We start from the raw sequence: 24986 nt of genomic DNA, 5'->3' as shown, positions 1-24986 counted from the left end.
CCCATGACCCCGCCCCCACTGCCCCAACGCATCCTCATCGTGCGCCTGTCCGCCTTAGGGGATATCGTGATGGCGTCTGGGCTGCTACCGGCGCTGCAAGCCCGCTTTCCGCAAGCCGAGATTTCTTGGGTGTGCGAGTCCATGTGCGTGCCATTGCTCAAGCACAACCCACGTCTCAAGCAGACCATCGTCTGGCCACGCGCAGAGTGGGAAACGATGTGGAAGACCCGGCGCTATCTGGCTCTCTGGCGGGCCATGCGCGCGTTTCGAGCACGCCTGAAAGCCGAGAGATTCGACCTTGTGCTGGATGCACAAGGGCTGCTCAAAAGCGGACTGGTGGCCTGGGCCACGGGTGCCCCCCGACGGGTCAGCATCATCGCCCGCGAAGGCAGCCACCGCCTGGTGCATGAGGTGGTCACGCCGACGCCCGGCGCCGATCCCGTGATGGGCTCTGAGTACCGATACCTGGCCCACTACCTTGGGGCACCGACAGGCAGCTTCGTGCACGATCTGGCCGTTGGCGCGTCTGAGCGCGTCCGAGCGCAACAAGTGCTGCGCGAGCGGCTGCACGCCGCGTGGCAGGGCACTCCTACGGATCGACCCCTTGTGATCCTGGCTCCATTCACGACACGCCCGCAGAAGCACTGGGTCGAAGCGGCCTGGGCCGAGTTGGGGCGGCAATTGCTCGCGCGAGGTCTACAGCCCGTGGTGCTGGGCGGCCCCGCTGATCGGGAGGCAGCCGAGCGCATTTGTGCAGGCCAGCCCCACCTGCTCAACCTGGCGGGTGCGCTGAAACTGGACGAAAGCGTGGCGCTGATCGCCCAGGCGCGGCTGCTGGTGGGCGTGGACACCGGTCTGACCCATATGGGTTCGGCGCTGCGCATCCCCACCGTGGCCTTGTTTGGCTCCACCCGGCCCTACCGGGAGGGCCCCACGCCGCTCACACGCATCCTCTACGACGGCCTGCCTTGCTCGCCCTGCAAGCGGCGCCCTACCTGCAACGGCGCCTTCACCTGCATGACGGGCATCACGCCTGAGCGCGTGCTCCAGGCCGCGTTGACGCAGATGGAGCTGTCCGCATGAAGATCCTGCATGTTGAAGCCGGGATGCACCTGTACGGCGGTGCGCTGCAAGTCGTCTTCCTGTTGAAAGGCTTGAAGGCGCGTGGTGTGACGTGTGTGCTGGCCTGTCCCACCGGCAGTGCCATCGCGACGGAAGCCGCACCTCACGCGCGCATCGTCGAGATGACCATGCGCGGTGACACCGACATCGGTCTGGTCGGGCGCCTGCGCAAGCTCATTCGCGCGGAGCGACCTGACGTGGTTCACCTGCACAGCCGCCGCGGCAGTGACCTCTGGGGTGGCGTAGCCGGCCGCCTCGAAGGCGTACCCGTTGTGCTGAGCCGCCGTGTGGACAATCCCGAGCCGCGCTGGCTGGTGGCCTTGAAGTACCGGCTGCACGATGCCATCGTCACCATTTCTGATGGGATACGCCAGGTGTTGCTGGCCGAAGGCGTGCCAGCGTCCAAGCTCACCCTGGTACTCAGCGCCGTCGACACCGAGCGCTACCGCCCGGACCGCAGCCACCTGGCTTGGTTCCGCGACACCTTTGAGATCGCAGACGACGAACTCACCATCGGCATGGTGGCCCAGTTCATCGCGCGCAAGGGCCATGTCACCTTGCTCGAAGCCCTGCCCGATGTGCTGACGCGCCACCCCCGGCTGAAGGTACTGCTGTTCGGTCAGGGACCGCTGCGCGACGACATCGCCGCCCGTGTCGCCAGCGACCCGCTGCTGTCCCAGCATGTTCAGCTACCCGGGTTCCGCAAGGACCTGGACCGCATTCTGCCCTGCCTGGACGTGCTCGCGCACCCGGCGCATATGGAAGGGCTGGGCGTGTCGCTGCTGCAAGCGGCGGCTTGCGGCGTGCCGCTGGTCGGCGGGCGCGCTGGCGGCATCCCCGAAATCATCCAGCCAGGGCTGAACGGCGAATTGATCACCCCAGGAGATGCCCCGGCACTGGCGCGAGCACTCGACGCCCTTCTCGCCTCGGCCAAGTTGCGTCAACAGTACGGGCAGGCCGGTCGTCAATGGGTGATCGAGCGATTCTCGATCGAGGCTATGGTCCAGGGCAATCTGTCGGTCTACCAGCGGCTTGCCGCCACCCACCGTTCATCGTGAACACACGCGTCGTCGCCCTGTACTTCGTTGCCTCACCGCTTCAGTACCTCGCGGCGAGGCAGATTGCCCAACGACATGAAGCGGGCGCCCGTCAGGTGCTCGTCTGGTACAAGAAAGGCCTGGCCAGCATCGTGCAGGCCGGAGACTGGGACGACTGCGTCTATATGCCCTGGCCGCGCTGGGATCCGCTCCCAGGCCCGATGGGACGCCACCGCCGCTTGCGCACCAACATCCGGACTGTGGCCGAACTGATCGGCCCGTGCGATGTGCTGCACATCCACAGCGCGGTGTTCGATACCGAAGCCATCAATTACTTCCTCAGGGCCCTGCCACGGCGCTGCGGTGCCCGCGCCATGGCCGCGCGCATCTTGCCCGACGGCGTGATCAGCATTCGGCGCTACCCCCTGTCGCTGAGCAAGCGGGGGATCCAGTACACACGCAAGCTGCGTCGGCTGCTCGCCCCCGAACTGGACTACTGGTGCTTCAGTGGAGACCGCATCGGCTCAGACGCACCGTTTTGCGACCGGATCTATGTGCTGCCCGGCCTACCCCATGAGTACCCCCCCGCCAAGACGGTCACGCTGGCCCCGCTGGTTGCAGCGCGTGAGTTGCAGGACGGCGGGCACTCATCGCGCCGCGCGCTGGTCATCGGTCAACCCATGGTGGGCGCCGGTCTGATGGCGGCAGCCGACCGGGATGCTGTCAGCGCCGAGATCCGGCAATGGCTACAGGCGCAGGGCTTTGACGAAGTGCATTACAAAGGCCATCCCAAGGATCCGAATCAGGAGCTTTGCGCTGCAGACTACCAGGTGCTGCAGCTTACCGAACCGGTCGAGCTGTGGATGAGCCGCCAGTCCTATCAGGCCGTGGTGGGCACACGCTCGACTGCCCTGCTGTTTGCTGCGCAGCTCTACGGTGCAGACACGGCCGTGTGCGCCTTCGGGTGGGACCGCACCCGTTTCAAATCACGCGCCGAAGCACGCGACATGGCCCGGGCATTCACTCAGGCAGGCGTGCGACTCATGCACCCGCCAGCACTTGACTGACGCACACGCTCAAGTTGTCAAATATGGCATCCGCCTCGTCACAGGCGGCAACCGACTCTTCGTTGTCTGACTGCACCAGGTAAGCGCGCCCAACACCGGCCGCGCGCGCCGCCAGCATGTCGGCTGGCTTGTCGCCCACCATCAGCGAGGCTGCCAGCGACAAACCATGCTCGCGCGCGGCACGCAGAATCATGCCCGGCTCCGGCTTGCGGCAATCACAGGCCACGGCATAGGCCGGCACCGTGCCGTTGGGATGGTGAGGACAGTGGTACACCGCCGTCAGCGTGACACCGGCCTGCTGCAGATGCTGCCGCATCTGCTCGGTCAGGCGCGCAAAGTCGTCCTCGGTGTACATGCCCCGTGCGATGCCCGATTGGTTCGTCACCACCACGAGCGCATAGCCCGCATCCTGCAGCGCGCGCATGGCCTCGATGGCGCCCGGAACGAACGCGAAGTCCTCCCAGCGATGCACATAGGCATGATCCACGTTGATCACCCCGTCACGATCCAGAAACGCCGCCTTGCGGCCGCCTTGCCCCTGAATGCGCTTGACCAGCGATGTGGTCGAGTAACCGTCCACGAACGGGATGGCCAGGCTCTGGCCGCCCCAGCTGCGAACCAGCGCGGTCTCCTCCAGCGTCTCCATGTCGTAGTCGCCGCCCTTGACGTACACATCGGGCCGCAGCGCGCGGATCAGCTCCACCGGCGTGCGTTCGTCAAAGAAGGTGACCATGGAAACAGAGGCCAAGCCGGCCAGCACCGCCGCGCGGTCCTCCGCGCGATTCAAGGGGCGCTCGGGCCCCTTGCCCAACTGGCGTGCCGAGGCATCCGAATTCACCGCAACCACCAGCGAGCCGCCCAACTGGCTGGCCGCATGCAGGTAGGCCACATGCCCGCGGTGCAGGACATCGAACACGCCATTGGTGAACACCACCGGGCGAGGCAACGCCGCCAGACGCTCTGCCGCATCAGCGCGGGCCACCACTTTTTCCAGCCACACGCTCATGCAAACAGCTCCTCGTAGCTGACGTGGGCGGTGCCGAACTTGCCCACCACAATGCCGCCAGCCTTGTTGGCCCAGATCATGGCATCGCGCAATGGCACACCCGCCGCCATCAGTGCCGCGACGGCCGCGATCACCGTGTCGCCCGCACCGGTAACGTCGTACACCTCACGGGCCTGCGCAGGCTCGTGGTGTGCGCCCAGGTCGTCGAACAGCGTCATGCCCTCTTCCGAGCGCGTCAGCAGCAGGGCCGACAACGCCAGCTGGGCCCGCAGCGCATCCACACGCGACTGCAGCGAATCTTCATCTCGCCATGCACCCACCACCTGGGCCAGCTCGGCCCGGTTGGGCGTGATCACCGTGGCGCCGGCATAGCGGGCGTAGTCCGACCCCTTCGGGTCCACGAGAACGGCCTTGCCTGCCACGCGGGCGAGTTCGATCATGCGGGGGATGTGGGCCAGCCCGCCTTTGCCGTAATCCGAGAACAGCACCACGTCGTGATCGGGCAGCACGCGGGCATACGCTTCCAGCATCTGCGAGAGCACCTCGTGATCCGGCTCGCGCTCGAAATCCGCCCGGATCAGCTGTTGTGAGCGCCCGATCAGCCTCAGCTTCATGATGGTTTGTAGCGCATCATCCTGCCCCAGCACAGAAGGCACACCTGACTCGGCCAGCAGCGTCTTGAGACGCCGGCCTGGTTCGTCGTTGCCCACCATGCTCAGCAAGGTCACGCCCGCGCCCAGCGCCTTGACGTTCAACGCCACGTTGGCCGCGCCACCCAGACGATCCTGCTCGGACGTCACTTTCACCACGGGCACCGGCGCTTCGGGCGAGATGCGGTCCACCGCACCGAACCAGTAGCGGTCCAGCATCACATCGCCCACCACCAACACGCGGTGGGCCGCCAGTTGAGCTCGACTCGGTATCACGCCAGCCCCAGTTCTGCTTCAATCAGGCCGCACAGCGTGTGGCCGATCAGGATGTGCGCCTCCTGAATGCGGGCCGTCACATCGCTGGGCACGACGATCGCCACATCGCACATCGGCTTCAACACCCCGCCGTCGCGTCCGAGCAGCCCCACCACCGACATGCCGATGCGTCGGGCCTCATCCACCGCGCGCACCACATTGCGCGAGTTGCCCGATGTGGAGATGGCCACCAGCACGTCGCCAGGGCGGCCGAGACCGGCCACCTGGCGAGCGAACACCTCGTCGAACGCGTAGTCGTTGCCGATGCAGGTGAGCGCAGAGCTATCCGTGGTCAAGGCGAGCGCGGCCAACGGGCGGCGATCTTTGATGAAACGGCCGGTCAGTTCGGAGGCCAGATGCTGGCTGTCGGCGGCTGAGCCGCCGTTGCCGCAGAAGAGGATCTTGCCGCCAGCCTCCAATGCCCGAGCGGCCACCAGGCCTGCAGCCTCCACGGCAGGCGACAAGCAATCCAGCGTCTCGAACAGTTGGCGATGCTGCTCCAAGTTCTGGGCGAAAAGCGACGTCATGAGCATGTGCACAGGGCAAGTGAGACCCGACATTGTCCGCCATCCTGCAAACACTGTCCGAGTGCGAGCACATACGGGATGGCGTCGCCGGTTTCGTGATGTCGGCCAGGGCGAGCAAGCCGAAGTCCCTACAATCTCTTGCCGCGTTCACGGCATAGAGCGAGACTTTCGTACAAATGCAAACCACACCACGGCCGCTGACTTTTGTTTGCGTGGCGACAGGTTCGTTGAATGGGCAGGCCGATGTCAGCATCAGCCGACTGTACGGAATGCTCCAGCGCTTCGCACCAGCTCCTTTTGAGCTTCTGTGCATCACCGATGAGCAACGGCGTCTCGATCCTCGTATCCAACAGATCGATGCGAGTTCCTGGCGAGAGTTCCGGCGCCCGGGGGTGCACCCCACCTACTACAAGCTGTCCTTGTTCAACCCCGACTACCTTGACCGGCACGACTTCATCTACCTGGACCTCAGCGTGATCATCCAGCACTCGCTGGCCCCCCTGGTTCAGTTCGCCGAACGTTGCGGATCCGACCTGGTGGGCGTGCGTGACTGGTTTGCCAGCGAACTCAACTCCTGCGTGATGCGCGTCCGTAACACATCGCTGGCGTTCATACATCAAGATTTCGTCGAAGGCAGGACATATCCTGAGGCGGTTCCTGGCGATCAGGACTTCATTGCTGGCGCCATGCATGCACGCGGCCACACGCTCTCCTTCTTTCCAGAAGACCATGTCGTCAGCTTCAAGAAGACCATGCGGCAGGGCGCCGGCCATTGGGCAGCGGCCAGATCCATGGCCGAGAACGCCCAGATCGTGAAGTTTCACGGCGCGCCGAAGCCGGACCGCGTCTTCGAGCGGTTCTACATGGAGGCTCGCTACGGTCCACGTTACTGGATCCGGGGTCGCTTCCGCTTCCCCTTCGACATGGCCCACCTCCGCAACTGCTGGGACAGCAGCACTCCCACTCCCCCTTGACACAGCGATGCGCATCTACGTCATCAATCTGGAAAGACGCCCCGATCGCCGCCCAGGCATCGAGCAACAGCTCAGCGAACTCAACCTCTCGCCTACCTGGGTTCGAGCGGTCGACGGCCACGCACATGATTTCGGGGCCGTCCATCAGGCCGTGCTGATGCAATCAGGACTGCGACATACAGAGCTGGCCTGCTACTTGAGCCACCTGGCAACTTGGCAGACGGTAATCGACGCCGATGATGATCATGCGGTCGTACTGGAGGACGATGCCATCATCGGTCACGACTTTCTGTCTGTCACACAGAGTCTCGTCCAGTGGCTACCCCGGATTCCGCTGATAAGACTGTCTGCCCTACAGAAGCAGGTCGGGCACACCATCGCTGACATCGACCACGCACACCGTCTTGTTCTGCCCACGAAAAGCGTCAGCGGCACTCAAGGCTATCTTGTGTCCAGGCACGGGGCAAGGCGGTTGCTTACGCAGTTGAATGACATCCGACTGCCGATCGACACCGCACTGGACCGCTACTGGTTGCTGAACACACCGATCGGTGTCGTCACCCCGCCGCTGGTCGGCGAAGACGGCGACAGCCCCTCTGACATCGCGGAGGCCGGCCGCCGGGATGTATCGAGAGACCATCGCCTGATCCCCCGCATCAAAGATTCGCTGCGCAAACGAATGGGCATCCTCACCATGTATGCACGCATCAAGGGGCAGCGCGCAACTCCATGATGCGTCAGGGTGAGCTACCGGCCACTGCGGTTGCGCCAGGAGCAGGGGTGGGCTGCGACTGGCCGGCGACCGCCTGAGCCAGACGCACCCAGCCATTGTTATATATCGGCCGTTCAAACGCACGCGTGATCCCCAGCGGCCCCACAGCGATGAACATCGCCAATACGAACCATACCGTTCGTCGCCGACTGTCGAAATGAGACGACAGCGCATCCCGGAAACGCCCATACCGCCACGCAAACACCGCGAGCGTCAACATCGCGTTGGTGAGCGCCACCGCCCACCAGCGGAAGTAGTCATGGCCAATCGCCATCAGCAACAAGGGGCCCGAGAACGCTGCAACGAGCAACGCCTTGGCCGAGACTGGAAGCTGCTTGCGTGCGGTGGCCCACACGGGCCGAAACAAAACAATCAATGGCACCAGCAAAAACAGGAGCATCCAGATGTGGTCCCGCACATACCGCCAGCTCACGGCCTTGCGCACCGTGAACTCGACGTTCGCTCCGACCGTGTTGCGGAACAGCACAGACACCGAATCTGCGTTGACCCAGGCGCCATGACGCTCTGTCAGCAGCTTGGTGTAAGTCTGAAAGTCCAGACTGGACATGTGGCCACGCATCCACACCGCAGCCATCAGCAGCGACAACAGCCCCCCTGCGCCCAGCACCCTGGCCAGAGTGGCCCTCGAAGGATAAAACCAGTACCAACAGGCCAGCACCCCTGGGAGAAACATGAAGAACGCCGCCTCATGAACCAGGATCGATACCGCCATCAAAGCCACCAGCACAACCGCAGTCAACAGCGAGTTGCGCCAAGCCACAGCACCCACAGCCCCCAGAGCCAGAAGCATGTTGATCTGATCAAAGCGCCCGAGATCAAATGCTGCGTTCGCGATCGTTGCGGGACAACACAGCGCCACGGCCGCAAAATGCCATAGTCCGCGATGGGTCCCACCGAATCGCCAAGCAGGAGCCAGGAATGCCCATGCCAGCACCGCAACCAGCACGGCCAGCACACACGTACCGGCCCACTGAAAGTGCTGAAGACTTGTCGGCAGGCCCCAGCTGCGCCAAAACTCGCCAACGAGTGCCCGCTTGGAAAAGCCATGTTCGTAACTGAACAGCCAGTGCGTGAAGGACCATCCCCGCCGGACCTCATAGGCTCCGACCACCGTGACCACGCCAAGCAAGAGCAGCCACATCAGCGCCCTGAACCGCTCAGGATCAGGCCGTGAGCCTTGCATCATGTTCCGCGCCTTGCATGCCGGTTTCACCTCTTACTGCCAGCGACGCCAGCGACGTTGTTTGCGGCCACATTCTACGCATCAGCCACCCCATCGCCCTCAAGTCATGATCAGTCGTCTCCGCGGTCTGATTGATGCAGATGAACTTGGGGCGCGCGTGCGCGATGCGTTCCAGGCGCGCCCCGGCCTGGTCGCCTCCGAGATTCACAAAGCAACTGTCATCCAGGTTGAGGCCGCGAATGGCCAGATCCTTCCAGCTGCGCCGCGCGCGAATGGCACGAAGGTAGTTTGGGCGAGCCCTGCCCGTGGCAATGCCGTAGAAGGCGTGCAGGTAGAACGGGTTGATGGTCGTCGCAACACGGAACCGTGCGGAGGCCACTGCAGCGAAGTCCTCAGGAAACTGATCTTCCAACTCGAACATCAGGCTGCGAGAGATCGCCTTGGGTTGGTGCCGAACCTCGTAGCAAATGAGCCTGTCGAGTTGCCTCATCACCCTCAGTCGACTCTGCTCTACCGAGCCACTATGAAGCACGTCCAGATTGCCCGGAAGCAACTCAGGTCGGGCGTGCCAGGGCCTGGCGCGCGGAAAGCGTGTCGAGGTAAAGACCCGAGGACGCCCAGCCCGATCAAAAAAGGTCGCTGGGGTCACCGGTCTTCCCAGGAACATGTCATCGTTGAAATAGATGAATCGCTCAGCCAAACCAGGAATGTGATGCAGTTGCGATTCGATCCCCCGCGCGGCGTAGCAGGGCAGCCAAGCGGGATTAAGAAAGATATCCCGGTGGTCCACGATTCCCACCTTTGGGCTGATCTCACGCAGCCAGTCCGGTCGTTGGCCGTCCGTGACGACATGAATGCGGTTCACCCACGGCGCATAAGCCAGTACGGAGCGGATCGAGTACCTCAGTTCGCCAACGCTGCGAAATCTTGCCGCATGACAGGCAGCCGGGTCGGAACGTCCCGCAGCCGCCTGAAACGCTGCCTTGCGCGCTGCCCACAGTCGGTCAGACCCGTCCACCCAGGTGTAGACAACGTCTACATTCATGCTGTCCGTTTGGCGCCACTGCATGTGTCCTCCTGTTGGGCAAGCAGGGGCGCCGACGGCCGTCACCGCTTGGCGCAGTGAATGCCGGCGCACCACCCGACTCTTCATGACAGAATTATTACATTCCCCCCAAATATATGGTGAGCGCAGCATCGTGCGTAAGCCTGCTTTCCTGTGCCACCCTCCAGAGCGCGTCTTTCCGTTTCTGGAAACGGGCATGGCGGAGGCAGAGTTCTTCCGGAAACTGAGGCAGGCTCAACTCGATCGCCTCCGGGAGTTGCGGCTCGCTCTTCATCGAGCGGCGGTTCACGACATTGAAGAGATCGAGTCTCTCGTCCGCAGTCGTTACGACCGCGCCACTGCAGACGAGATCAGCCCCTTCGATTCATACCGCTACATTCTTTTTGGGCAGGTACTGCTGTTGCGCGACGCCACGGGTCGCCTGGCCGCCTGTGTCTACGAAGCAGGCTATGACCATCCCGATCGGCCGTCATACCTTTTCAGGCTGATTGTCCGCGCCGACATGGAGTCGCTCGGGTTGGGTACCCTGCTCAACCGCTTGTCTCTCGCGTTGGCTTACGAGAGAGGCGCGCGTTCGCGCAACGCGCTCGTGTCTCTCGACAATCCGAGGTCCTTGTACGTCCACCTCAACAAGGTCGGCAGCTACTTTACGGACCTGCTGGAGGTTCAGCTTCCGGGGCTGGCCAACCACCTGGTGTCATCCAGACCGATCACCATCGAGACGGTAGCCGGCAACCTGATCGACGACCAGAAGTCCGACGCCATGCTGGAGACGGGAGCCGGAACCACCGGACTGAAGCTGGTTCACACCCAGGACATCTCCATGCTGCGCGAACTCATGCGCCACCAGGGTTATCGCGTCGTCGCCGTCGCGAGAAAGTCCATCTCGGTCGATGGCGCTATGCTGATCTTGATGCCCACCCATCCCGTGCCCGCGTGTTAACGGCCGCGCAGCATGCGCCAGGCGACGCTCAGCAGGCGTCGCACCGTGTGACGAGAAGGATCCAGCTTCCAAACAGCTTGCACATCCTGCCAACGCAATGGAAAACCATAGTGGCGCCCGAGCGCCTGCAAGAACAGATCGCGTTGCTGACACCTTGTCAGCCCGGTGTGGTGGGCCAGTACCGCGTCGCGTGCGGCCTCGATCAACTGTCGATGCTGCGAGGTGATGCGGTCTGCCCGCGCCCGCCCATCGACCTCCATGGTGATCTCGTTGACCCGTACTCCTTGGGCGCCTGCTCGCAACAGGCTCATCCACACATCGAGGTCCTGCCAGGCAGGCAGCCCTTCGCGAAACCCGCCGACCGCCAGAATCAGCTCCTTGGGCACAAAGATTTGATTGCCGACGCAATTGCCCTTGCACAGGTCGTCCATCGACACCTGGGCCGGCCGACGACTGACTGAAACACCGGCAGGCAGCAGCAAACGGGATTGCGCGTAGAGAAAGGTTCGGGATCGCCCCCTGCTTGCATGGGGCCAAGCCTCCGCGAACGCCATCAAGCGGCGAGGCAAGAACACATCGTCATCGTCCAAGCCCGTGACGAACTCGCCCCGCGCGGCGCGCAACGCCAGATTTCGCGCGGCAGGCGCACCCTGGGGCTGAGGCTGACGAAACCACCGCAAGCGTGGCTCGCGCATGCTCCACGTCGCCAGCAACTCGGGCGTATCGTCGACCGAGGCGTCGTCCACGACAACCACCTCAAACGATGGATAGTCTTGATCGAGAACTGAACGGACCGCCCGCTCCAGCAGCGCCCGTCGGTTGCGGGTGGGAACGTACACGGTAATCAACGGAAGCAACACAGTGTCGGACAATGGCGAAGCCCGCAGGAACCTGATGGATGCGAATTACATCATGCGCAATGCCTGCTCACTAAAATATCGCCAATGAGGCTTAACCATCGATTCAAGCTCTTGCGCTCCGGCGATGCGCTGGAAGCGCTGCGCCAACTGAACCGCCTGCGTTCAAGCGAAAACTCTCCTTGGCGACGCACGCCTCCGGCGGGACGCATGCGAGGCATTGACTTCTACCCGCCAGGGAAGCTCGTGTGGGTCATGGCCAGTGCGATGCGTCGGTTCAGACGCAAGCATGGGCGTTATCCGTCCATCGTGTCACCGATGGGCTTCAACGAGAAAGTCTTCTGGTTCAAGTTCTTTGGCGAGATCCCCGTGCCATGCGGCGGCGACAAGCTATCGACGCACCGGTTCATTCCTCAGTCCCTTCTGGACCAATTGCAATGCGCACCGCTTGTCTGGCAAAGCAACGTTCCCAAACTGCCGGACAACAATGCCCTCCCGCCTGGAATCTACTACCTCAAGGCGAACCTGGGCTGCGGCATGTTCGAACGCATCACCTATCCTTTGACTGATGAACTCCGGTTGGCTCTGGAAGAACGCGCATCGGTTTGGCTACGCTCGCGTTTCGGATTCGATGACGGGGAATGGTGGTACAACACGTTCGAGCCGAAGCTATTGATCGAACGAAGCGTGTGCGGAACGGAAGACGCGATCTCCTGGAACTTCTATGTGCTCAATGGACACATTCCGATGGTCGGCATGTTCGTCAAGCACGCCGACGGTACACAAGAGTCGTCCTGGCTGGACGCAAGCTTTCAGCCGCTGCCCTGGCAATCTGCGCTTCCACCCGTCAAGCAGTACCGCATCCCCGACAATTGCGAGCAGATGCTTCATTTCGCGCGTGAGGTCGCGCGCCCATTTTCCGCCGTACGTGTTGATTTCCTCCAAGGTAGCGATGGGCGCACGTATCTCTGTGAACTCACTTTCTCACCGGGCAACGCGTTGTCGAGGCGACCGCCTGAGGTCGACGCCTTGCTGAGCAAGCCATGGAAAATGCTTCGATGATGTCCTTTGACGAACTGCCCGCTGACGTGCGTGAGTGGCTGACAACTTGGGAGCAGCATATCCGCCAACTCCGTTTTGACGAGGCGGAGCAGCTCTTTGACGTCAACGTTCACAGCTACGGTACTGTGATGAGTGTTGTGACGGGGCGCCCGGCACTCGTCGCCCACCAATGGCGTGCGGTGTGGCCCCGTACGCGGGGATTCCGGTTTGTCCCTGAGTCCATCAAAGGATGGGGATGCCACGGCTTGTTCAGCATCGCCGCCCAATGGTCGAGTGAAGGACTTGATGCGCACAGCGGGGAGCCGTTCCAGCGCGAAGGGCGCGCCACCATGGTCTTGCATGAACTGGACGGGCGCTGGCACGCCGTTCACACGCATCTGTCCATCAATCCGGCTCCGGAGCCCTTCCTGCAGTAGGATTCGCCCCCGCGGGGTCGCGTTCATTCTGACTGGCCTGCGCGTTGACAGAAGTCACGATGGACGACAAAGCCACCTTTGAGAAGCTGCTCACCTACCTGCGACACCAGTGGCGCGCATTGGCCGCCGCGCTGGTGTTTTTCCTGCTGAGCTCTGCGGTGGAGCCGGTCATCCCGGCACTGTTCAAGGTGCTGATCGATTCGGGGTTCCAGGAAGGCCTGAAGTACCCGTTGTGGCTGGTACCTGTTGTGGTGATCGGCCTGTTCATGATCCGCGGGTTCTTCAACTTTGCAGGCACCTTTGTCATGAGCCACGCCAGCAGCATGATGGTGCTGGCCTTGCGCACGGACCTGATGCGCGCGCTGCTCAAGGCCGATGCCAGTCTCTTTACGACACTGAGCCCAGGCAAGGCGGTAGCCAAGGTCATCAATGACCCTCAGCAGGCATCCCGGGCGCTGAGCAATGCGGCGGTCAATGTCGTACGCAACGCCACCACACTGCTTTTTCTGTTGGCGTATCTGTTGTACCTGAACCCAGCGCTCACAGCTCTGGCCTTCATCACCATGCCGCTGCTGGGCTTCAGCGTCAAGCTCATCCGCAAGCGCCTCCTCAAAGTGGGAGAAGCTCAGTACGCTGCACAAATGAAGCTGGTGGCCACTGTCGACGACAACGCCCGCGCTTGGCGCGTGGTGCGAACATTCGACGCTGCAGACATCGAGATGGCGCGCTTCGAGCGCGACGCGCAGCACCACCGTCGCATGTCCATGAAGCAGGTTTCCACCAGTGCGCTCATCACGCCAGTCACACAGGTGTTCGCGGCCATTGGCGTCTCCATCATTCTCACCCTGGCCATCTGGCAAGCCAGTCAGGGGCAGGCTACCGTGGGCGAATTCGTCTCGTTCATCACCGCCTTGCTGATGACCATTTCCCCCATGCGCCAGTTGACCGATGTCTTCACCCCCCTCAGCGGCGCCATGGTCGCGATGAAAGGCGCCTTTGAGCTGACAGCCGCGCCGAGCGAGCCTGACACGGGCACACGGACGTTGGACAAGAGTGACGGAGAGATCGCGTTCCGTCAGGTCACGCTCCGGTACGATGGTGCCTCAGCCCCCGCGCTCAATGGCTTGGACCTTCATGTGGGCAAGGGACAGACGGTGGCGTTGGTGGGTTCGTCCGGCGCTGGAAAAAGCACGGTGGTCAGCGCGCTGCTGCGCTTTGCCCATCCGCAATCTGGTGAGATCACGCTGGACGGCGTACCTATCAACGACCTCAAGCTGGCGAGCCTGAGGCGCAATTTTGCCGTGGTCTCGCAAGACATCATTCTGTTTGAGGGCACCATCGCGCAGAACGTCGCCTATGCGAGCACTCATGGCGTTGACCGGCAACGCGTCGAGTCTGCCCTTCGGGCCGCCAATTTGTGGAACCACGTCGCCACGCTGCCGGACGGTATGGACAGCGACATCGGCACAAACGGCAGCAAGCTGTCGGGCGGCCAGCGACAAAGGCTTGCGATCGCGCGCGCGCTTTACCGCAACGCCCCGATATGGATCTTTGACGAGGCCACCTCAGCGCTTGACTCTGAGTCCGAAAGCGTGGTCCAGAAATCGATCGAAGATCTACGGGGCAGCAAGACGCTGATCATCATTGCGCACCGCCTCAGCACCATCCGAAACGCGGACGTGATCCATGTGATGAGCGAAGGGCGCGTTGTGGAATCAGGCTCACACGACGCTCTGATGGCCCTCGGCGGCCTGTATGCGGGCATGGTGCGCATACAGGCCACGCACTGAGTGCGGTCAGCGTCGCCGGCCAGATTGATGCCTGAAGTACTCGATCGTTCGAACCAGGCCCTCACTCAACGGCACCGTCGGACGCCAGCCCAGCATCTGCTGCGCCAAGGTGATGTCAGGGCGCCTCTGACGAGGGTCATCGCTAGGTAGCGGCCTGAAGACGATCTTGGACACACTCGCCGTGAGGTTGAGCACCTGCTCAGCCAATTGCAGCATCGTGAACTCCTCAGGATTGCCGGCATTCACCGGACCGGTGAAACCGGGTTCAGAATCCATAAAGGACACCATGGCATTCACCAGATCATCAACATAGCAAAAGCTACGGGTCTGCTGCCCATCCCCGTAGATGGTGATGTCCCTCCCGGACAAGGCCTGCATGATGAAGTTGCTGATCACGCGGCCGTCGTCCGCGCACATGCGGGGGCCGTATGTATTGAAGATGCGCATGACTTTGATCTCCAGGCCATACTGCCGGTGAAAATCGAAGAAGAGCGTTTCCGCCCCACGCTTTCCTTCGTCGTAGCAACTGCGAACCCCAACTGGATTCACGCGCCCCCAGTAGGACTCGGGCTGTGGGTGAACGTCGGGATCACCATAAACCTCGCTGGTAGATGCCTGCAGGATGCGCGCACCCAGTCGCTTGGCCAGATCCAGCATGTTGATGGCGCCAAGGATGTTGGTTTTCATCGTCTGAACGGGATCTCGCTGGTAATGCACCGGGCTGGCCGGACACGCAAGGTGATAGATCCGATCGACCTCGACCATGAGGGGCACTGTGACGTCGTGACGCAGCACATCAAACATGGGGTGATTCGTCAGGTGCGCAATGTTTTGCCGCGAGCCCGTGAAATAACTGTCGACACATAACACTTCGTGCCCATCGCGCAACAAGCGCTCACACAAATGCGAGCCGATAAGACCCGCGCCTCCCGTTACCAACACGCGCATGAATGCTCCCTTGTATCCAGAACGTAAAATTTACAGGATGACCGGGGCGCCAGTTGCGCATGTGTCGGCACTCTCAAATACATACAGCCTATGCGTTGCGTTTGCGTCATCAACAACTTCAACTACGCCAAATACCTTCCAGAGTGCCTGGATTCCGTGCGGCAGCAATCCCGTCCTTTTGACCGGGTGCTGCTCGTCGACGACGGATCGACAGATGAATCGTTGAACATTTCTCGGGCATACGCCCAGCATTGGCCCGAGATGAAAATCATTTCCAAGCCAAATGGCGGGCAGCTTTCCTGTTTCAACGCGGTGGTGCCATACATCGACAAGGACGACCTGGTATGCCTGCTGGACGCAGACGATGTTTATCCCCCCGACTATCTGGCCTGTCTGACAGAAGAAGTCAACGCTGAGCCAGCAGATTTCTACTTCTGCGAACCGCACAAGTTCGATACCGTGCAAAGCCCGCTCACCACAGCCAAGGCAACCGCAAGCAACACTCCAAACTTCACCTGGCAGGTTTCGAGCTATGCCACGCGCATGTGGCAGTTGTGGATCGGCTCCCCCACCTCATGCGTGTCAGTCAGAGGCAAGCTTTATCTTGACCTGCTGCCCTACCCCCATGAAGCTGAATGGCGAACACGGGCCGATGACATTCTCGTGTGGGGCGCAAGCCTGATCGGCGCATCCAAACGCCATCTGCTCGACTTGCGGGTGGGATACCGCATGCACCAGAGCAACGCGTTCGCCGGACGGGTCTTCTCAGATGCATATGAGATCAGGCGAGCCATGCATGTCGATCGCTTGTTCAACCACTACTGTTCATCGTTTCAGCTCTCCAGACGCCCACCGACCCTGAAGGACTGGGCTCGCCGAGAGGCGTATCTCGTTCCCGAACATCTGTGGAAACGCTACCGACTGCCCAGCAAGCGCAAACTCTACTTGGCCAAGTACCGAGGCCTCAGAAAGCAGATCAAGAAGCTCCGATGGATGCTGCGCGGCGGCAAATGATCAAACAGGAAGGTGCTCAAGCCGCTACGGACCGTCAATTGGAAGGCTGATGCGCCTTTTTTCCAACTTTGCCTGCTTCGTTAGCTGGCACCATGAACGAGCCCCGCCTGCGCTACCATCTGATCCCTGATGACGCTTACGCCTGCATTTCCACCCCATGGCCGCTGAGTCCACCCTCGCCGACTCCCCAGGCACGCTCTCCGGCGTCGCCCGGGTGCTCGTCAACGCCGGCAAACTCGACCCCAAATCGGCCGAGGCGCTGCTGCGTACGGCCAAAGAGCAGCGCCGCAGCTTTGTCGCGACCCTGGTTCAGACCGGCACCATTGAGGCCAGCGAACTGGCGCACACGCTCTCGCAAGCCTTGTCGGTGCCGCTGCTGGATCTTTCGGCGGTCGACCTGCAGCGCGTTCCCAAGGGCATCGTCGACAACAAGCTGGCGGCTCAGTACCAGGTGTTGCCGCTATCCAAGCGGGGCAATCGGCTGTTTGTCGCCGGAGCCGACCCCACCGATCAGGAAGCCATCGAGCGCATCAAGTTCACCACGCAGCTCACACCCGAGTGGGTGCTGGTCGAACAGGACAAGCTGGCCAAGGCCCTGGAGGGCATGACGGCGACCGCTGAAGAGCAGCTGTCGGCCATTGCATCGTCCGATTTCGAGTTCGATGTTACCGAAGACATCGGCTCGCCGGCTCCTGAAGCGTCCGACATGTCGTCCGAGGTGGAAGACGCGCCGGTGGTGCGCTTTCTGCAGAAGATGTTGATCGACGCGATCAATGCCCGCGCGTCCGACCTTCACTTCGAGCCCTACGAGTACAACTACCGGGTGCGTTTCCGGATCGACGGCGAGTTGCGCGAGATTTCGCAGCCGCCGCTGGCCATCAAGGACAAGCTCGCCTCTCGGATCAAGGTGATCTCCAAGCTGGACATCGCCGAAAAGCGCGTGCCGCAGGACGGCCGCATGAAGCTGAAATTCGGCAACAAGGCGATCGATTTCCGGGTCAGCACCCTGCCGACGCTGTTCGGCGAGAAGATCGTGATCCGGATTCTGGATCCGTCTTCAGCCAAGCTGGGCATTGAGGCGCTCGGATATGAGCCTGAAGAAAAGGCCCGCTTGGTCGAGGCGATCAAGCGGCCTTACGGCATGGTGCTGGTCACCGGGCCAACCGGTTCGGGCAAGACGGTGTCGCTCTACACCTGCCTGAACATCCTGAACCAGCCGGGCGTCAACATCGCCACGGTGGAAGACCCGGCTGAAATCAACCTGCCCGGCATCAACCAGGTCAACGTGAACGACAAGGCGGGGCTGACGTTCTCTGCCGCGCTGAAGGCGTTTCTGCGTCAGGATCCCGACATCATCATGGTCGGTGAAATCCGTGACCTGGAAACCGCCGACATCGCCATCAAGGCCGCCCAGACCGGTCACATGGTGATGTCCACGCTGCACACCAATGATGCGCCCACCACGCTGACCCGGATGATGAACATGGGGGTGGCGCCGTTCAACATCGCGTCGTCCGTCATCCTGATCACCGCCCAGCGCCTGGCACGTCGCCTGTGCGAGAACTGCAAGGCGCCGGCGGAGTACCCGCGACAGGCGCTGCTGGATGCGGGTTACAAAGAGGCCGAACTGGATGGCAGCTGGAAGCCGTATCGTGCCGTAGGTTGCTCATCTTGTAACAACGGTTACAAAGGACGGGTGGGCATTTACCAAGTCATGCCCATCAGTGAGGAAATCCAACGCATCATTCTCAGTCAGGGCACAGCCATGGATATTGCTAAGCAGGCCAAGGCAGAAGGCGTGCGAGACTTGCGCGAATCCGGGCTGGTCAAGGTGAAACAGGGGGTCACCTCCCTGGAAGAGGTCATTGCAGTGACCAACGAGTGACCGGCCCCTGCCTCAGACGGAGTTTGCCTACATGGCCACGGCAGCAAAGAAACCAGAAGACTTCATTTTTGAATGGGAAGGCAAGGACCGCGCCGGCAAGGTCGTGCGCGGCGAGATGCGCGCCGGCGGCGAGGCCATGGTCGGCGCGACGCTGCGGCGCCAGGGCATCCTGGTGCAGAAGGTCAAGAAACGTCGCACCAGTGGCGGAGGCTCGATCAAGCCCAAAGACATCGCTGTCTTCACGCGCCAGCTGGCAACGATGATGAAGGCCGGGGTGCCGCTGCTGCAGTCATTCGACATCGTCGCGCGCGGCAGCACCAACCCCCGTGTCACCAAGTTGCTCAATGACATCCGCGGCGATGTCGAGACCGGCACCAGCCTGTCGGCGGCCTTCCGCAAGCACCCGTTGTACTTCGACGCGCTTTACTGCAACCTGGTCGAAGCCGGTGAAGCGGCCGGTATCCTGGAAACCCTGCTGGATCGCCTGGCGACCTACCAGGAAAAGACGATCGCCATCAAGCAAAAGATCAAATCGGCCCTGACCTATCCCGTGGCCGTGCTGGTCGTGGCTTTCGTGGTGGTGGCCGTGATCATGATCTTCGTGATCCCGGCGTTCAAAGAGGTGTTCACCTCGTTCGGTGCCGACCTCCCGGCCCCCACGCTGTTTGTGATGGGGATGTCCGAGATCTTCGTGCAGTACTGGTGGGCCATCTTTGGTGCCATCGGCGGCGGGGTGTATTTCTTCCTGCAGAGCTGGAAGCGCTCCGAGGTCATGCAAAAGCGCATGGACCGCCTGCTGCTGAAAATGCCCGTCTTCGGCGACATCATGTACAAGGCGGCGGTCGCACGCTGGACGCGGACGCTGTCCACGATGTTTGCCGCGGGTGTGCCGCTGGTCGAAGCGCTCGATTCGGTGGGGGGTGCGGCAGGCAATGCCGTGTTTGCCGAGGCCACCGAACAGGTGCAGAAGGACGTGGCCACGGGCACCAGTCTGACCAACGCCATGCAGACCACCAGCGTCTTCCCGGTGATGGTGCTGCAAATGTCGGCCATTGGCGAGGAATCCGGCGCGCTCGATCAGATGCTGGGCAAGGCGGCCGACTTCTACGAAGAAGAGGTGGACGAAGCCGTGAAGGCGCTGTCCAGCCTGATTGAGCCCTTCATCATCGTGATCCTGGGCACCATCATCGGCGGCATCGTCGTGTCGATGTACCTGCCGATCTTCAAGCTGGGTCAGGTGGTCTGAGCCTTGTCGAACCTGCCGTTTCTGAGCGTCCTGCTGGACGTGGTGCTCACCCCGTGGGGGTTGGGCGTGCTGGGCCTGTGCGTGGGCAGCTTCCTCAACGTGGTGGTCCACCGCATGCCCCGCATGCTGGAGGCACGCTGGCAGGCTGACGCGGCCGACATGCTGGGCCAGCCGCCCCCGACCGCCGAGCCGCTCAGCCTGTCCAAACCCGCCTCACGCTGTCCGGCGTGTGGCCACGCCATCCGCTGGTACGAGAACATTCCCGTGCTGAGTTGGCTCGTGCTGCGCGGCAAGTGCTCGGCCTGCAAGACGCCCATCTCGCTGCGTTATCCCTTGGTCGAGCTGGCCACAGGCGGGCTATTTGTGCTGTGTGGCCAGCAATTCGGTGCCCAGCCGACCACCCTCTTGTGGTGCGGCTTCGTGGCGGTGCTGCTCGCAGCCGCCCTCATCGACTGGGACACCACCCTGCTGCCCGACGACCTGACGCTCCCCCTGATGTGGGCAGGACTCATCGCGGCCGCGCTGGGCTGGACGACACTGCCGCTGACCGACGCCCTGTGGGGCGCCGTGGCGGGCTACCTGTCCTTGTGGTCGGTCTATTGGCTGTTCAAGCTGACCACCGGCAAGGAAGGCATGGGCTACGGCGACTTCAAGCTGCTGGCCGCCCTGGGTGCCTGGCTGGGCTGGAGCATGATCCTGCCCATTGTGCTGGGCTCGTCCATCATTGGCGCGGTGGTCGGCATCGTGATGAAGGTGTCGGGCCAACTGCGCGAAGGCGTGTACGTGCCCTTTGGCCCCTTTCTGGCAGGCGCCGGCCTGGTGGTGACCCTCGCGGGCGCGCCAACCGTGCTGGAGTGGCTGGGCTGGGCATGAGCGCTGGGGCCCCCTCGGCGCCTCGCCGCTTGACGGTGGGCCTCACCGGCGGCATTGGCAGCGGCAAGTCCACGGTCAGCCAGATGCTGACCGAGTTGGGCGCCCATCTGGTCGACACCGATGCGATCTCGCGCAGCCTGACCGCACCGCAGGGCGCGGCCATCCCGAAGATCGCGCAGCATTTCGGCGATCACTTGATCACCCCCGACGGCGCGATGGACCGTGCACGCATGCGTGAACTGGCCTTTGCCGACCCGATGGCGTTGGCGCGGCTTGAAGCCATCCTTCACCCCATGATCCAGCAGCACGCGGCCGCGCATGCCAACCTGGCGCTGCCCGATCAGCACGTGGTGTATGACGTCCCGCTGCTGGCCGAATCCGGCCCGCACTGGCGCCAGCGCGTCGACCGCATCCTGGTGGTCGACGCCGAGCCAGAAACGCAGATTGCCCGGGTCATGGTGCGCTCGGGCTGGCCCCGTGAGGCCGTCGAAAAGGTGCTGGCGAAGCAGGCCAGCCGGGAAGTCCGGCGCGCACTGGCGGACCACATCATTCTCAACGAAGGACTGACCCTTCAGCAATTGCGCCACGAGGTCGAGAAGCTCTGGCGCCTGTGGAACAATGGTGGTTGACCTCCGGACTTGAACCGCATCAGGTGGCGCGTTGATCATTTACGAATACCCGCTGAGTGAGAGCATCCGCACGATGCTGCGCCTGGAGCACCTGTTCCAGCGCCTGACCGTGCTGATGTGGCGCGAAGACCCGGTGGATCACCACCACGCGCTGGCCACCGTGTTCGAGGTCATGGACGTGGCCTCACGCGCCGACCTCAAGACCGACCTGCTGCGCGATCTGGATCGCTACAAGAACCAGTTCATGTCTTACCGCGGCAACCCAGCCATCCAGGAGGCCGTGCTTGATGAGGTGCTCGGCCGCCTTGAGCAGGCCTACAGCAGCCTGCAGTCCCTCGCCGGCAAGGCGGGCCAGAGCCTGCAGGCCAACGACTGGCTGATGAGCATCCGCAGCCGCATCAGCATACCGGGCGGCACCTGCGAATTCGACCTGCCCGCCTATTTTGCCTGGCAACATCTGCCGGCGGCGCAGCGCCAGGCCGACCTGCACGGCTGGGTGGGCACCCTCGCGCCTTTTGCGCAGGCCATCCAGCTGATGCTGGGTCTGCTTCGGGATGCAGGGCACCCGCACATGGTGGCCGCCCCTTGCGGGCAGTATCAGCAAAGCCTCAAGGAAAGCCGCAACTACCAGTTGCTGCGCCTGCGCATCGACGAAACCCTGGGCCTCATCCCCGAGGTCAGCGCCAACCGCCTCATGGTGTCCATTCGCCTGATGCGGGCGGAAACCGACGGCAAGCTCAAGCTGGCCGCCGACAGCGATGCGGGGTTCGAGCTCACCCTGTGCGCGTGAGGCGGGTCGGGATGGCTGACACGAGCTCTTCGGCAACGGGCGCCAAGCGCCTCAAGGTGCGCTGCCCCTCATGCGGCGAGATGCACCTCTACAGCCTGGACAACCCCTACCGCCCCTTCTGCAGCAAGGGCTGCAAGGCCATCGACCTGGGCGCCTGGGCCAGCGAGCAGTACCGCGTCGAGGCCAAGCCAACCAGCGAAGACCTGCTGGACGACAACGGGGTGTGAGGCGTCAGGTTGACGCCCCCATGGCCTTGAGCGCCCGCGCCACGCGGTCCGACAGTTTTTCGGTGCTGATGCGCTCGCGCAGGCGCTCGACCATCAGCGGCAAGCTGAAGGGGCTGGGTCGCTTCAAGACGATCCAATCCATCTGCCACCCCTGAAGCCGCACCAGCGCGTGCTGCAGCCGAACCAGTTCCAACTCCTGGCTGAGTACCTCGCGTTGTGCCTGCTGCAACAGGCGGTTGTCCGGGTCGTGCTGGCGGAACACCTCGTAATACAGACCGCTGGAAGCCTGCAGCTGTCGCGCGCTCTTGGCCTGGCCCGGGTAGCCCGTGAACAGCAGCCCCGCCACCCGCGCGATCTCCCGAAAGCGCCGCAGCGCAAGCTCGCCCGCGTTGAGGCTGGCCAGGATGTCGTCGGCCAGCTGGTCGGGCCGCAGGGCTTCGCGCAGGGTGGCCTCGTCCAGCGGCATGGGTTCGGCACTGAGCAGCTCGAGCCCATGGTCGTTGACCGCCAGGCTGAAGGTGTTAGGGCGCGCATGTGCCAGCCGCCAAGCCAGCACGCTGGCCAGGCCCAGATGCGCCAGACGGCCGGCAAACGGGTAGAGCCAGAGGTGGTGACCCTCGCGCGAGGTGTGCTGCTCCACCAGCAGCCGCCCAGGCTGCGGCAAGCGCGAGACCTTGTTCTGCAACGCCAGCATGGGGCGGGCCGCGGCCATCTCGGGCTCATGCCAGCAACGATCTTCGGCCGCTTCGCCCAGCAGGGCCAGCACGGCATCGGCCATCTCGGTGGACAAGGGCATGCGCCCGCCTTGCCAGCGCGGCACCGCGGCCCGTCGTCCCTCGGCCCGGCGCACATAAGCGGTGAGCTCCTGCACGCGAACCAGCTCGAGTAGCCGCCCCGCAAACAGAAAGCAGTCGCCCTTGCGCAGCCGTGCGATGAAGCCCTCTTCCACCGAGCCCAGCTTGGGGCCGTTGAGGTAGCGCACCACCATGCTGGCGTCGCTGACGATGGTGCCCACCTGCATGCGGTGGCGCCGCGCGATCAGGCGCCCCACCGGCTCGTGCTCGGGCACACGCCACAGGCCGTCCGCCCCCTGCGCAATGCGGTGGTGCTCCGGATAGACGCGCAGGCTGTCGCCGCCCCGCGCCGCGAAATCCAGCGCCCACTGGAACTCCGCTTCAGGCAGATCGGCGAAGGCGGCCGTCTGCCGAACCTCGTGCCACAAGGCTTCCGCCTCAAAACCGCCCCCCAGCGCCACCGTGACCATGTGCTGCACCAGCACGTCCATCGGCCAGTGGGGCGACTGGCGCGACTCGACCTGCCCCGCCAGTGCCGCGCGCCTGGCGGCCACTGCCTCGACCAGCTCCAGCGTGTGCGTGGGCACCAGCGTGACGCGAGAGGTGCGCCCGGGCGCATGACCACTGCGCCCCGCCCGCTGCAGCAACCGCGCCACGCCCTTGGCCGAACCGATCTGGATCACGCGCTCCACCGGCAGGAAGTCGACGCCGAGATCCAGCGACGAGGTGGCCACGACGGCCTTGAGCCGGCCCTCCTTGAGGCCCTGCTCCACCCACGCGCGCACGTCGGCATCAAGCGAGCCGTGGTGCAGCGCGACCAAGCCTGCCCAATCGGGACGCGCGGCGAGCAAGGCCTGGTACCAGAGCTCGGCCTGCGAGCGGGTGTTGGTGAACACCAGGGCGGTCGAGGCGCCGTCCAGCTCGGCCGCCAAAGGCGCCACCATGGGTGCCCCCAGATGCCCGGCCCAGGAGAGATCACCGGGCGACGCCGGCAGCAGCGTGTCGATCTGCAGCGGCTTGTCAATGCGGCCCTGAATGATGACGGGGCGCACATCGCCATGACGCGGCAGCAAGGCTCGAAGCGCACCATCCAGATTGCCCAGGGTGGCGCTGATGCCCCAGATGCGCAGCGCAGGGCGCCAACCCTGCAGCCGCGCCAGCGCCAACTGTACCTGCACGCCGCGCTTGTTGCCCACCAGCTCGTGCCATTCGTCGACCACCACGCCCTGCAGGCCGGCAAAACGTTGCGCCGCATCGGGGCGCGACAGCATCAGGCTCAGCGACTCGGGCGTGGTCACCAGCACCTGTGGCCAGGACCGGTCTTGCCGGGCGCGCTCGGCCGAAGGGGTGTCGCCCGTGCGCAGGCCAACGTGCCAGCCCGGCGCAACCGCGGCCGTTGGCGCGCTCAAGGCCTGGGTGGTGTCGGCCGCCAGCGCCCGCATCGGGGTAAGCCACAGCCACTGGATGTCCCGGGCGGCGGGATCGGCCACGGACAACGCCCCGCCCCACACAGCGAGCGTCTTGCCGGAGCCGGTGGTCGCGTGCAGCAGGCCACTTCGCCCCGCCACCATTTCCCGCCAGACCTGACGCTGAAAGTCAAATGGGGTGAACCCGTGTTGCGCAAACCACGCCGCAAGATCGTCCGAACAGGTGAAGTTCGGCATTGTTGTCCTGAATCTAAACGTTTCGCCCAAACGCATCTTGCATCACACTGGGGCCAAGGTAGCATTTGGTGCGACGCAACATCGCCGCGTTCTCAGGGACTTTCGGTA

The 24986-nt window shown here is 63.2% G+C and carries 23 protein-coding genes and 2 pseudogenes; 16 read left to right on the top strand and 9 right to left on the bottom strand.

Annotated elements, in window-relative coordinates:
• The first annotated feature begins 3 nt into the window (after positions 1-3).
• From waaC to GTZ97_RS02660, 3 genes are read left to right on the top strand one after another with little or no spacing between them, the layout of a single operon-like run.
• Positions 4-1083, top strand: coding sequence for a lipopolysaccharide heptosyltransferase I (gene waaC, locus GTZ97_RS02670; protein WP_161648979.1), 1080 nt, complete (start codon positions 4-6; stop codon positions 1081-1083).
• Complete coding sequence (locus GTZ97_RS02665; protein ID WP_161648978.1) at positions 1080-2180, top strand: glycosyltransferase; 1101 nt, start codon at positions 1080-1082, stop codon at positions 2178-2180. The genes waaC and GTZ97_RS02665 overlap by 4 nt, the downstream gene beginning before the upstream one ends.
• Positions 2177-3226: a polysialyltransferase family glycosyltransferase gene (locus GTZ97_RS02660; RefSeq protein WP_330863532.1), complete on the top strand. Its 1050-nt coding sequence runs from the start codon at positions 2177-2179 to the stop codon at positions 3224-3226. The genes GTZ97_RS02665 and GTZ97_RS02660 overlap by 4 nt, the downstream gene beginning before the upstream one ends.
• Here the strand turns inward: GTZ97_RS02660 and gmhB are convergent.
• The 4 genes and pseudogenes from gmhB to GTZ97_RS02645 form a co-directional block, all read right to left on the bottom strand.
• Positions 3201-3737: pseudogene (gmhB, locus tag GTZ97_RS02655) on the bottom strand (D-glycero-beta-D-manno-heptose 1,7-bisphosphate 7-phosphatase); the annotation flags it as partial. The gene GTZ97_RS02660 and the pseudogene gmhB overlap by 26 nt on opposite strands.
• A gap of 27 nt (positions 3738-3764) precedes the next feature.
• Positions 3765-4232 (bottom strand): annotated as a pseudogene (rfaE2, locus tag GTZ97_RS16615) (D-glycero-beta-D-manno-heptose 1-phosphate adenylyltransferase); the annotation flags it as partial.
• Entirely contained in the window at positions 4229-5158 is a 930-nt protein-coding gene (rfaE1, locus tag GTZ97_RS02650) for a D-glycero-beta-D-manno-heptose-7-phosphate kinase (RefSeq protein ID WP_161648977.1), read from the bottom strand. The pseudogene rfaE2 and the gene rfaE1, both read right to left, overlap by 4 nt.
• The gene (locus GTZ97_RS02645) at positions 5155-5730 is read right to left on the bottom strand and encodes a D-sedoheptulose-7-phosphate isomerase (RefSeq protein WP_201748140.1); all 576 of its coding nucleotides are present in this window, start codon (positions 5728-5730) and stop codon (positions 5155-5157) included. The genes rfaE1 and GTZ97_RS02645 overlap by 4 nt, the downstream gene beginning before the upstream one ends.
• Before the next feature lie 170 nt (positions 5731-5900).
• Between GTZ97_RS02645 and GTZ97_RS02640 the strand changes: the two genes are divergently transcribed.
• Together GTZ97_RS02640 and GTZ97_RS02635 are read left to right on the top strand one after the other, a co-directional pair.
• Positions 5901-6698, top strand: a complete 798-nt coding sequence (locus GTZ97_RS02640) for a hypothetical protein (RefSeq protein WP_161648975.1) — start codon at positions 5901-5903, stop codon at positions 6696-6698.
• Between the two features lie 7 nt (positions 6699-6705).
• On the top strand, positions 6706-7431 hold the full coding sequence (locus GTZ97_RS02635; RefSeq protein ID WP_161648974.1) for a glycosyltransferase family 25 protein: 726 nt from the start codon (positions 6706-6708) through the stop codon (positions 7429-7431).
• Between the two features lie 4 nt (positions 7432-7435).
• On the opposite strand, the gene GTZ97_RS02630 is transcribed toward GTZ97_RS02635, so the two are convergent.
• Positions 7436-8677 (bottom strand): hypothetical protein, encoded by a 1242-nt coding sequence (locus GTZ97_RS02630; RefSeq protein ID WP_161648973.1) that lies wholly within the window; start codon positions 8675-8677, stop codon positions 7436-7438.
• Entirely contained in the window at positions 8655-9743 is a 1089-nt protein-coding gene (locus GTZ97_RS02625; protein WP_161648972.1) for a stealth family protein, read from the bottom strand. Before GTZ97_RS02625 ends, GTZ97_RS02630 begins: the two co-directional genes overlap by 23 nt.
• Before the next feature lie 130 nt (positions 9744-9873).
• Between GTZ97_RS02625 and GTZ97_RS02620 the strand changes: the two genes are divergently transcribed.
• On the top strand, positions 9874-10683 hold the full coding sequence (locus GTZ97_RS02620; protein WP_161648971.1) for a hypothetical protein: 810 nt from the start codon (positions 9874-9876) through the stop codon (positions 10681-10683).
• Here GTZ97_RS02620 and GTZ97_RS02615 read toward each other — a convergent pair.
• Positions 10680-11522, bottom strand: coding sequence for a glycosyltransferase (locus GTZ97_RS02615; RefSeq protein ID WP_161648970.1), 843 nt, complete (start codon positions 11520-11522; stop codon positions 10680-10682). The two genes, GTZ97_RS02620 and GTZ97_RS02615, sit on opposite strands and share 4 nt — an antisense overlap.
• A gap of 132 nt (positions 11523-11654) precedes the next feature.
• Here GTZ97_RS02615 and GTZ97_RS02610 point away from each other — a divergent pair, with 132 nt between their 5' ends.
• Genes GTZ97_RS02610 through GTZ97_RS02600 form a run of 3 tightly spaced genes read left to right on the top strand, consistent with a single transcriptional unit; the run spans position 11655 to position 14808 of the window.
• Entirely contained in the window at positions 11655-12602 is a 948-nt protein-coding gene (locus GTZ97_RS02610) for an ATP-grasp fold amidoligase family protein (protein WP_161648969.1), read from the top strand.
• Positions 12584-13018, top strand: coding sequence for a YybH family protein (locus GTZ97_RS02605; protein ID WP_161648968.1), 435 nt, complete (start codon positions 12584-12586; stop codon positions 13016-13018). The genes GTZ97_RS02610 and GTZ97_RS02605 overlap by 19 nt, the downstream gene beginning before the upstream one ends.
• A gap of 59 nt (positions 13019-13077) precedes the next feature.
• A complete protein-coding gene (locus tag GTZ97_RS02600) occupies positions 13078-14808 on the top strand; it encodes an ABC transporter ATP-binding protein (protein ID WP_161648967.1) in 1731 nt (576 codons plus the stop codon).
• Positions 14809-14814: 6 nt separating this feature from the next.
• On the opposite strand, the gene GTZ97_RS02595 is transcribed toward GTZ97_RS02600, so the two are convergent.
• Complete coding sequence (locus tag GTZ97_RS02595) at positions 14815-15756, bottom strand: UDP-glucuronic acid decarboxylase family protein (RefSeq protein WP_161648966.1); 942 nt, start codon at positions 15754-15756, stop codon at positions 14815-14817.
• 90 nt (positions 15757-15846) lie between these two features.
• On the opposite strand from GTZ97_RS02595, the gene GTZ97_RS02590 reads away from it, so the two are divergent.
• The 7 genes from GTZ97_RS02590 to GTZ97_RS02560 all read left to right on the top strand — a co-directional run bounded on the left by GTZ97_RS02590 (position 15847) and on the right by GTZ97_RS02560 (position 22420).
• Positions 15847-16770: a glycosyltransferase family 2 protein gene (locus GTZ97_RS02590; protein ID WP_161648965.1), complete on the top strand. Its 924-nt coding sequence runs from the start codon at positions 15847-15849 to the stop codon at positions 16768-16770.
• Between the two features lie 157 nt (positions 16771-16927).
• The gene (gene pilB, locus GTZ97_RS02585) at positions 16928-18655 is read left to right on the top strand and encodes a type IV-A pilus assembly ATPase PilB (RefSeq protein ID WP_161648964.1); all 1728 of its coding nucleotides are present in this window, start codon (positions 16928-16930) and stop codon (positions 18653-18655) included.
• 31 nt (positions 18656-18686) lie between these two features.
• Positions 18687-19901 (top strand): type II secretion system F family protein, encoded by a 1215-nt coding sequence (locus tag GTZ97_RS02580; RefSeq protein ID WP_161648963.1) that lies wholly within the window; start codon positions 18687-18689, stop codon positions 19899-19901.
• A gap of 39 nt (positions 19902-19940) precedes the next feature.
• Positions 19941-20774: a prepilin peptidase gene (locus GTZ97_RS02575; RefSeq protein WP_407926725.1), complete on the top strand. Its 834-nt coding sequence runs from the start codon at positions 19941-19943 to the stop codon at positions 20772-20774.
• Positions 20771-21403: a dephospho-CoA kinase gene (gene coaE, locus GTZ97_RS02570; RefSeq protein WP_161648962.1), complete on the top strand. Its 633-nt coding sequence runs from the start codon at positions 20771-20773 to the stop codon at positions 21401-21403. Before GTZ97_RS02575 ends, coaE begins: the two co-directional genes overlap by 4 nt.
• 31 nt (positions 21404-21434) lie before the next feature.
• Positions 21435-22193 (top strand): cell division protein ZapD, encoded by a 759-nt coding sequence (zapD, locus tag GTZ97_RS02565; RefSeq protein ID WP_161648961.1) that lies wholly within the window; start codon positions 21435-21437, stop codon positions 22191-22193.
• Positions 22194-22204: 11 nt separating this feature from the next.
• Positions 22205-22420, top strand: a complete 216-nt coding sequence (locus GTZ97_RS02560; RefSeq protein WP_161648960.1) for a DNA gyrase inhibitor YacG — start codon at positions 22205-22207, stop codon at positions 22418-22420.
• Between the two features lie 4 nt (positions 22421-22424).
• On the opposite strand, the gene GTZ97_RS02555 is transcribed toward GTZ97_RS02560, so the two are convergent.
• Positions 22425-24878: a ligase-associated DNA damage response DEXH box helicase gene (locus GTZ97_RS02555; protein ID WP_161648959.1), complete on the bottom strand. Its 2454-nt coding sequence runs from the start codon at positions 24876-24878 to the stop codon at positions 22425-22427.
• Between the last annotated feature and the right edge of the window lie 108 nt (positions 24879-24986).

The organism is Aquabacterium fontiphilum, assembly GCF_009909205.1.
Classification (GTDB): Bacteria; Pseudomonadota; Gammaproteobacteria; order Burkholderiales; family Burkholderiaceae_C; genus Aquabacterium; species Aquabacterium fontiphilum.
This window is presented reverse-complemented; position numbering and strand designations above follow the sequence as displayed.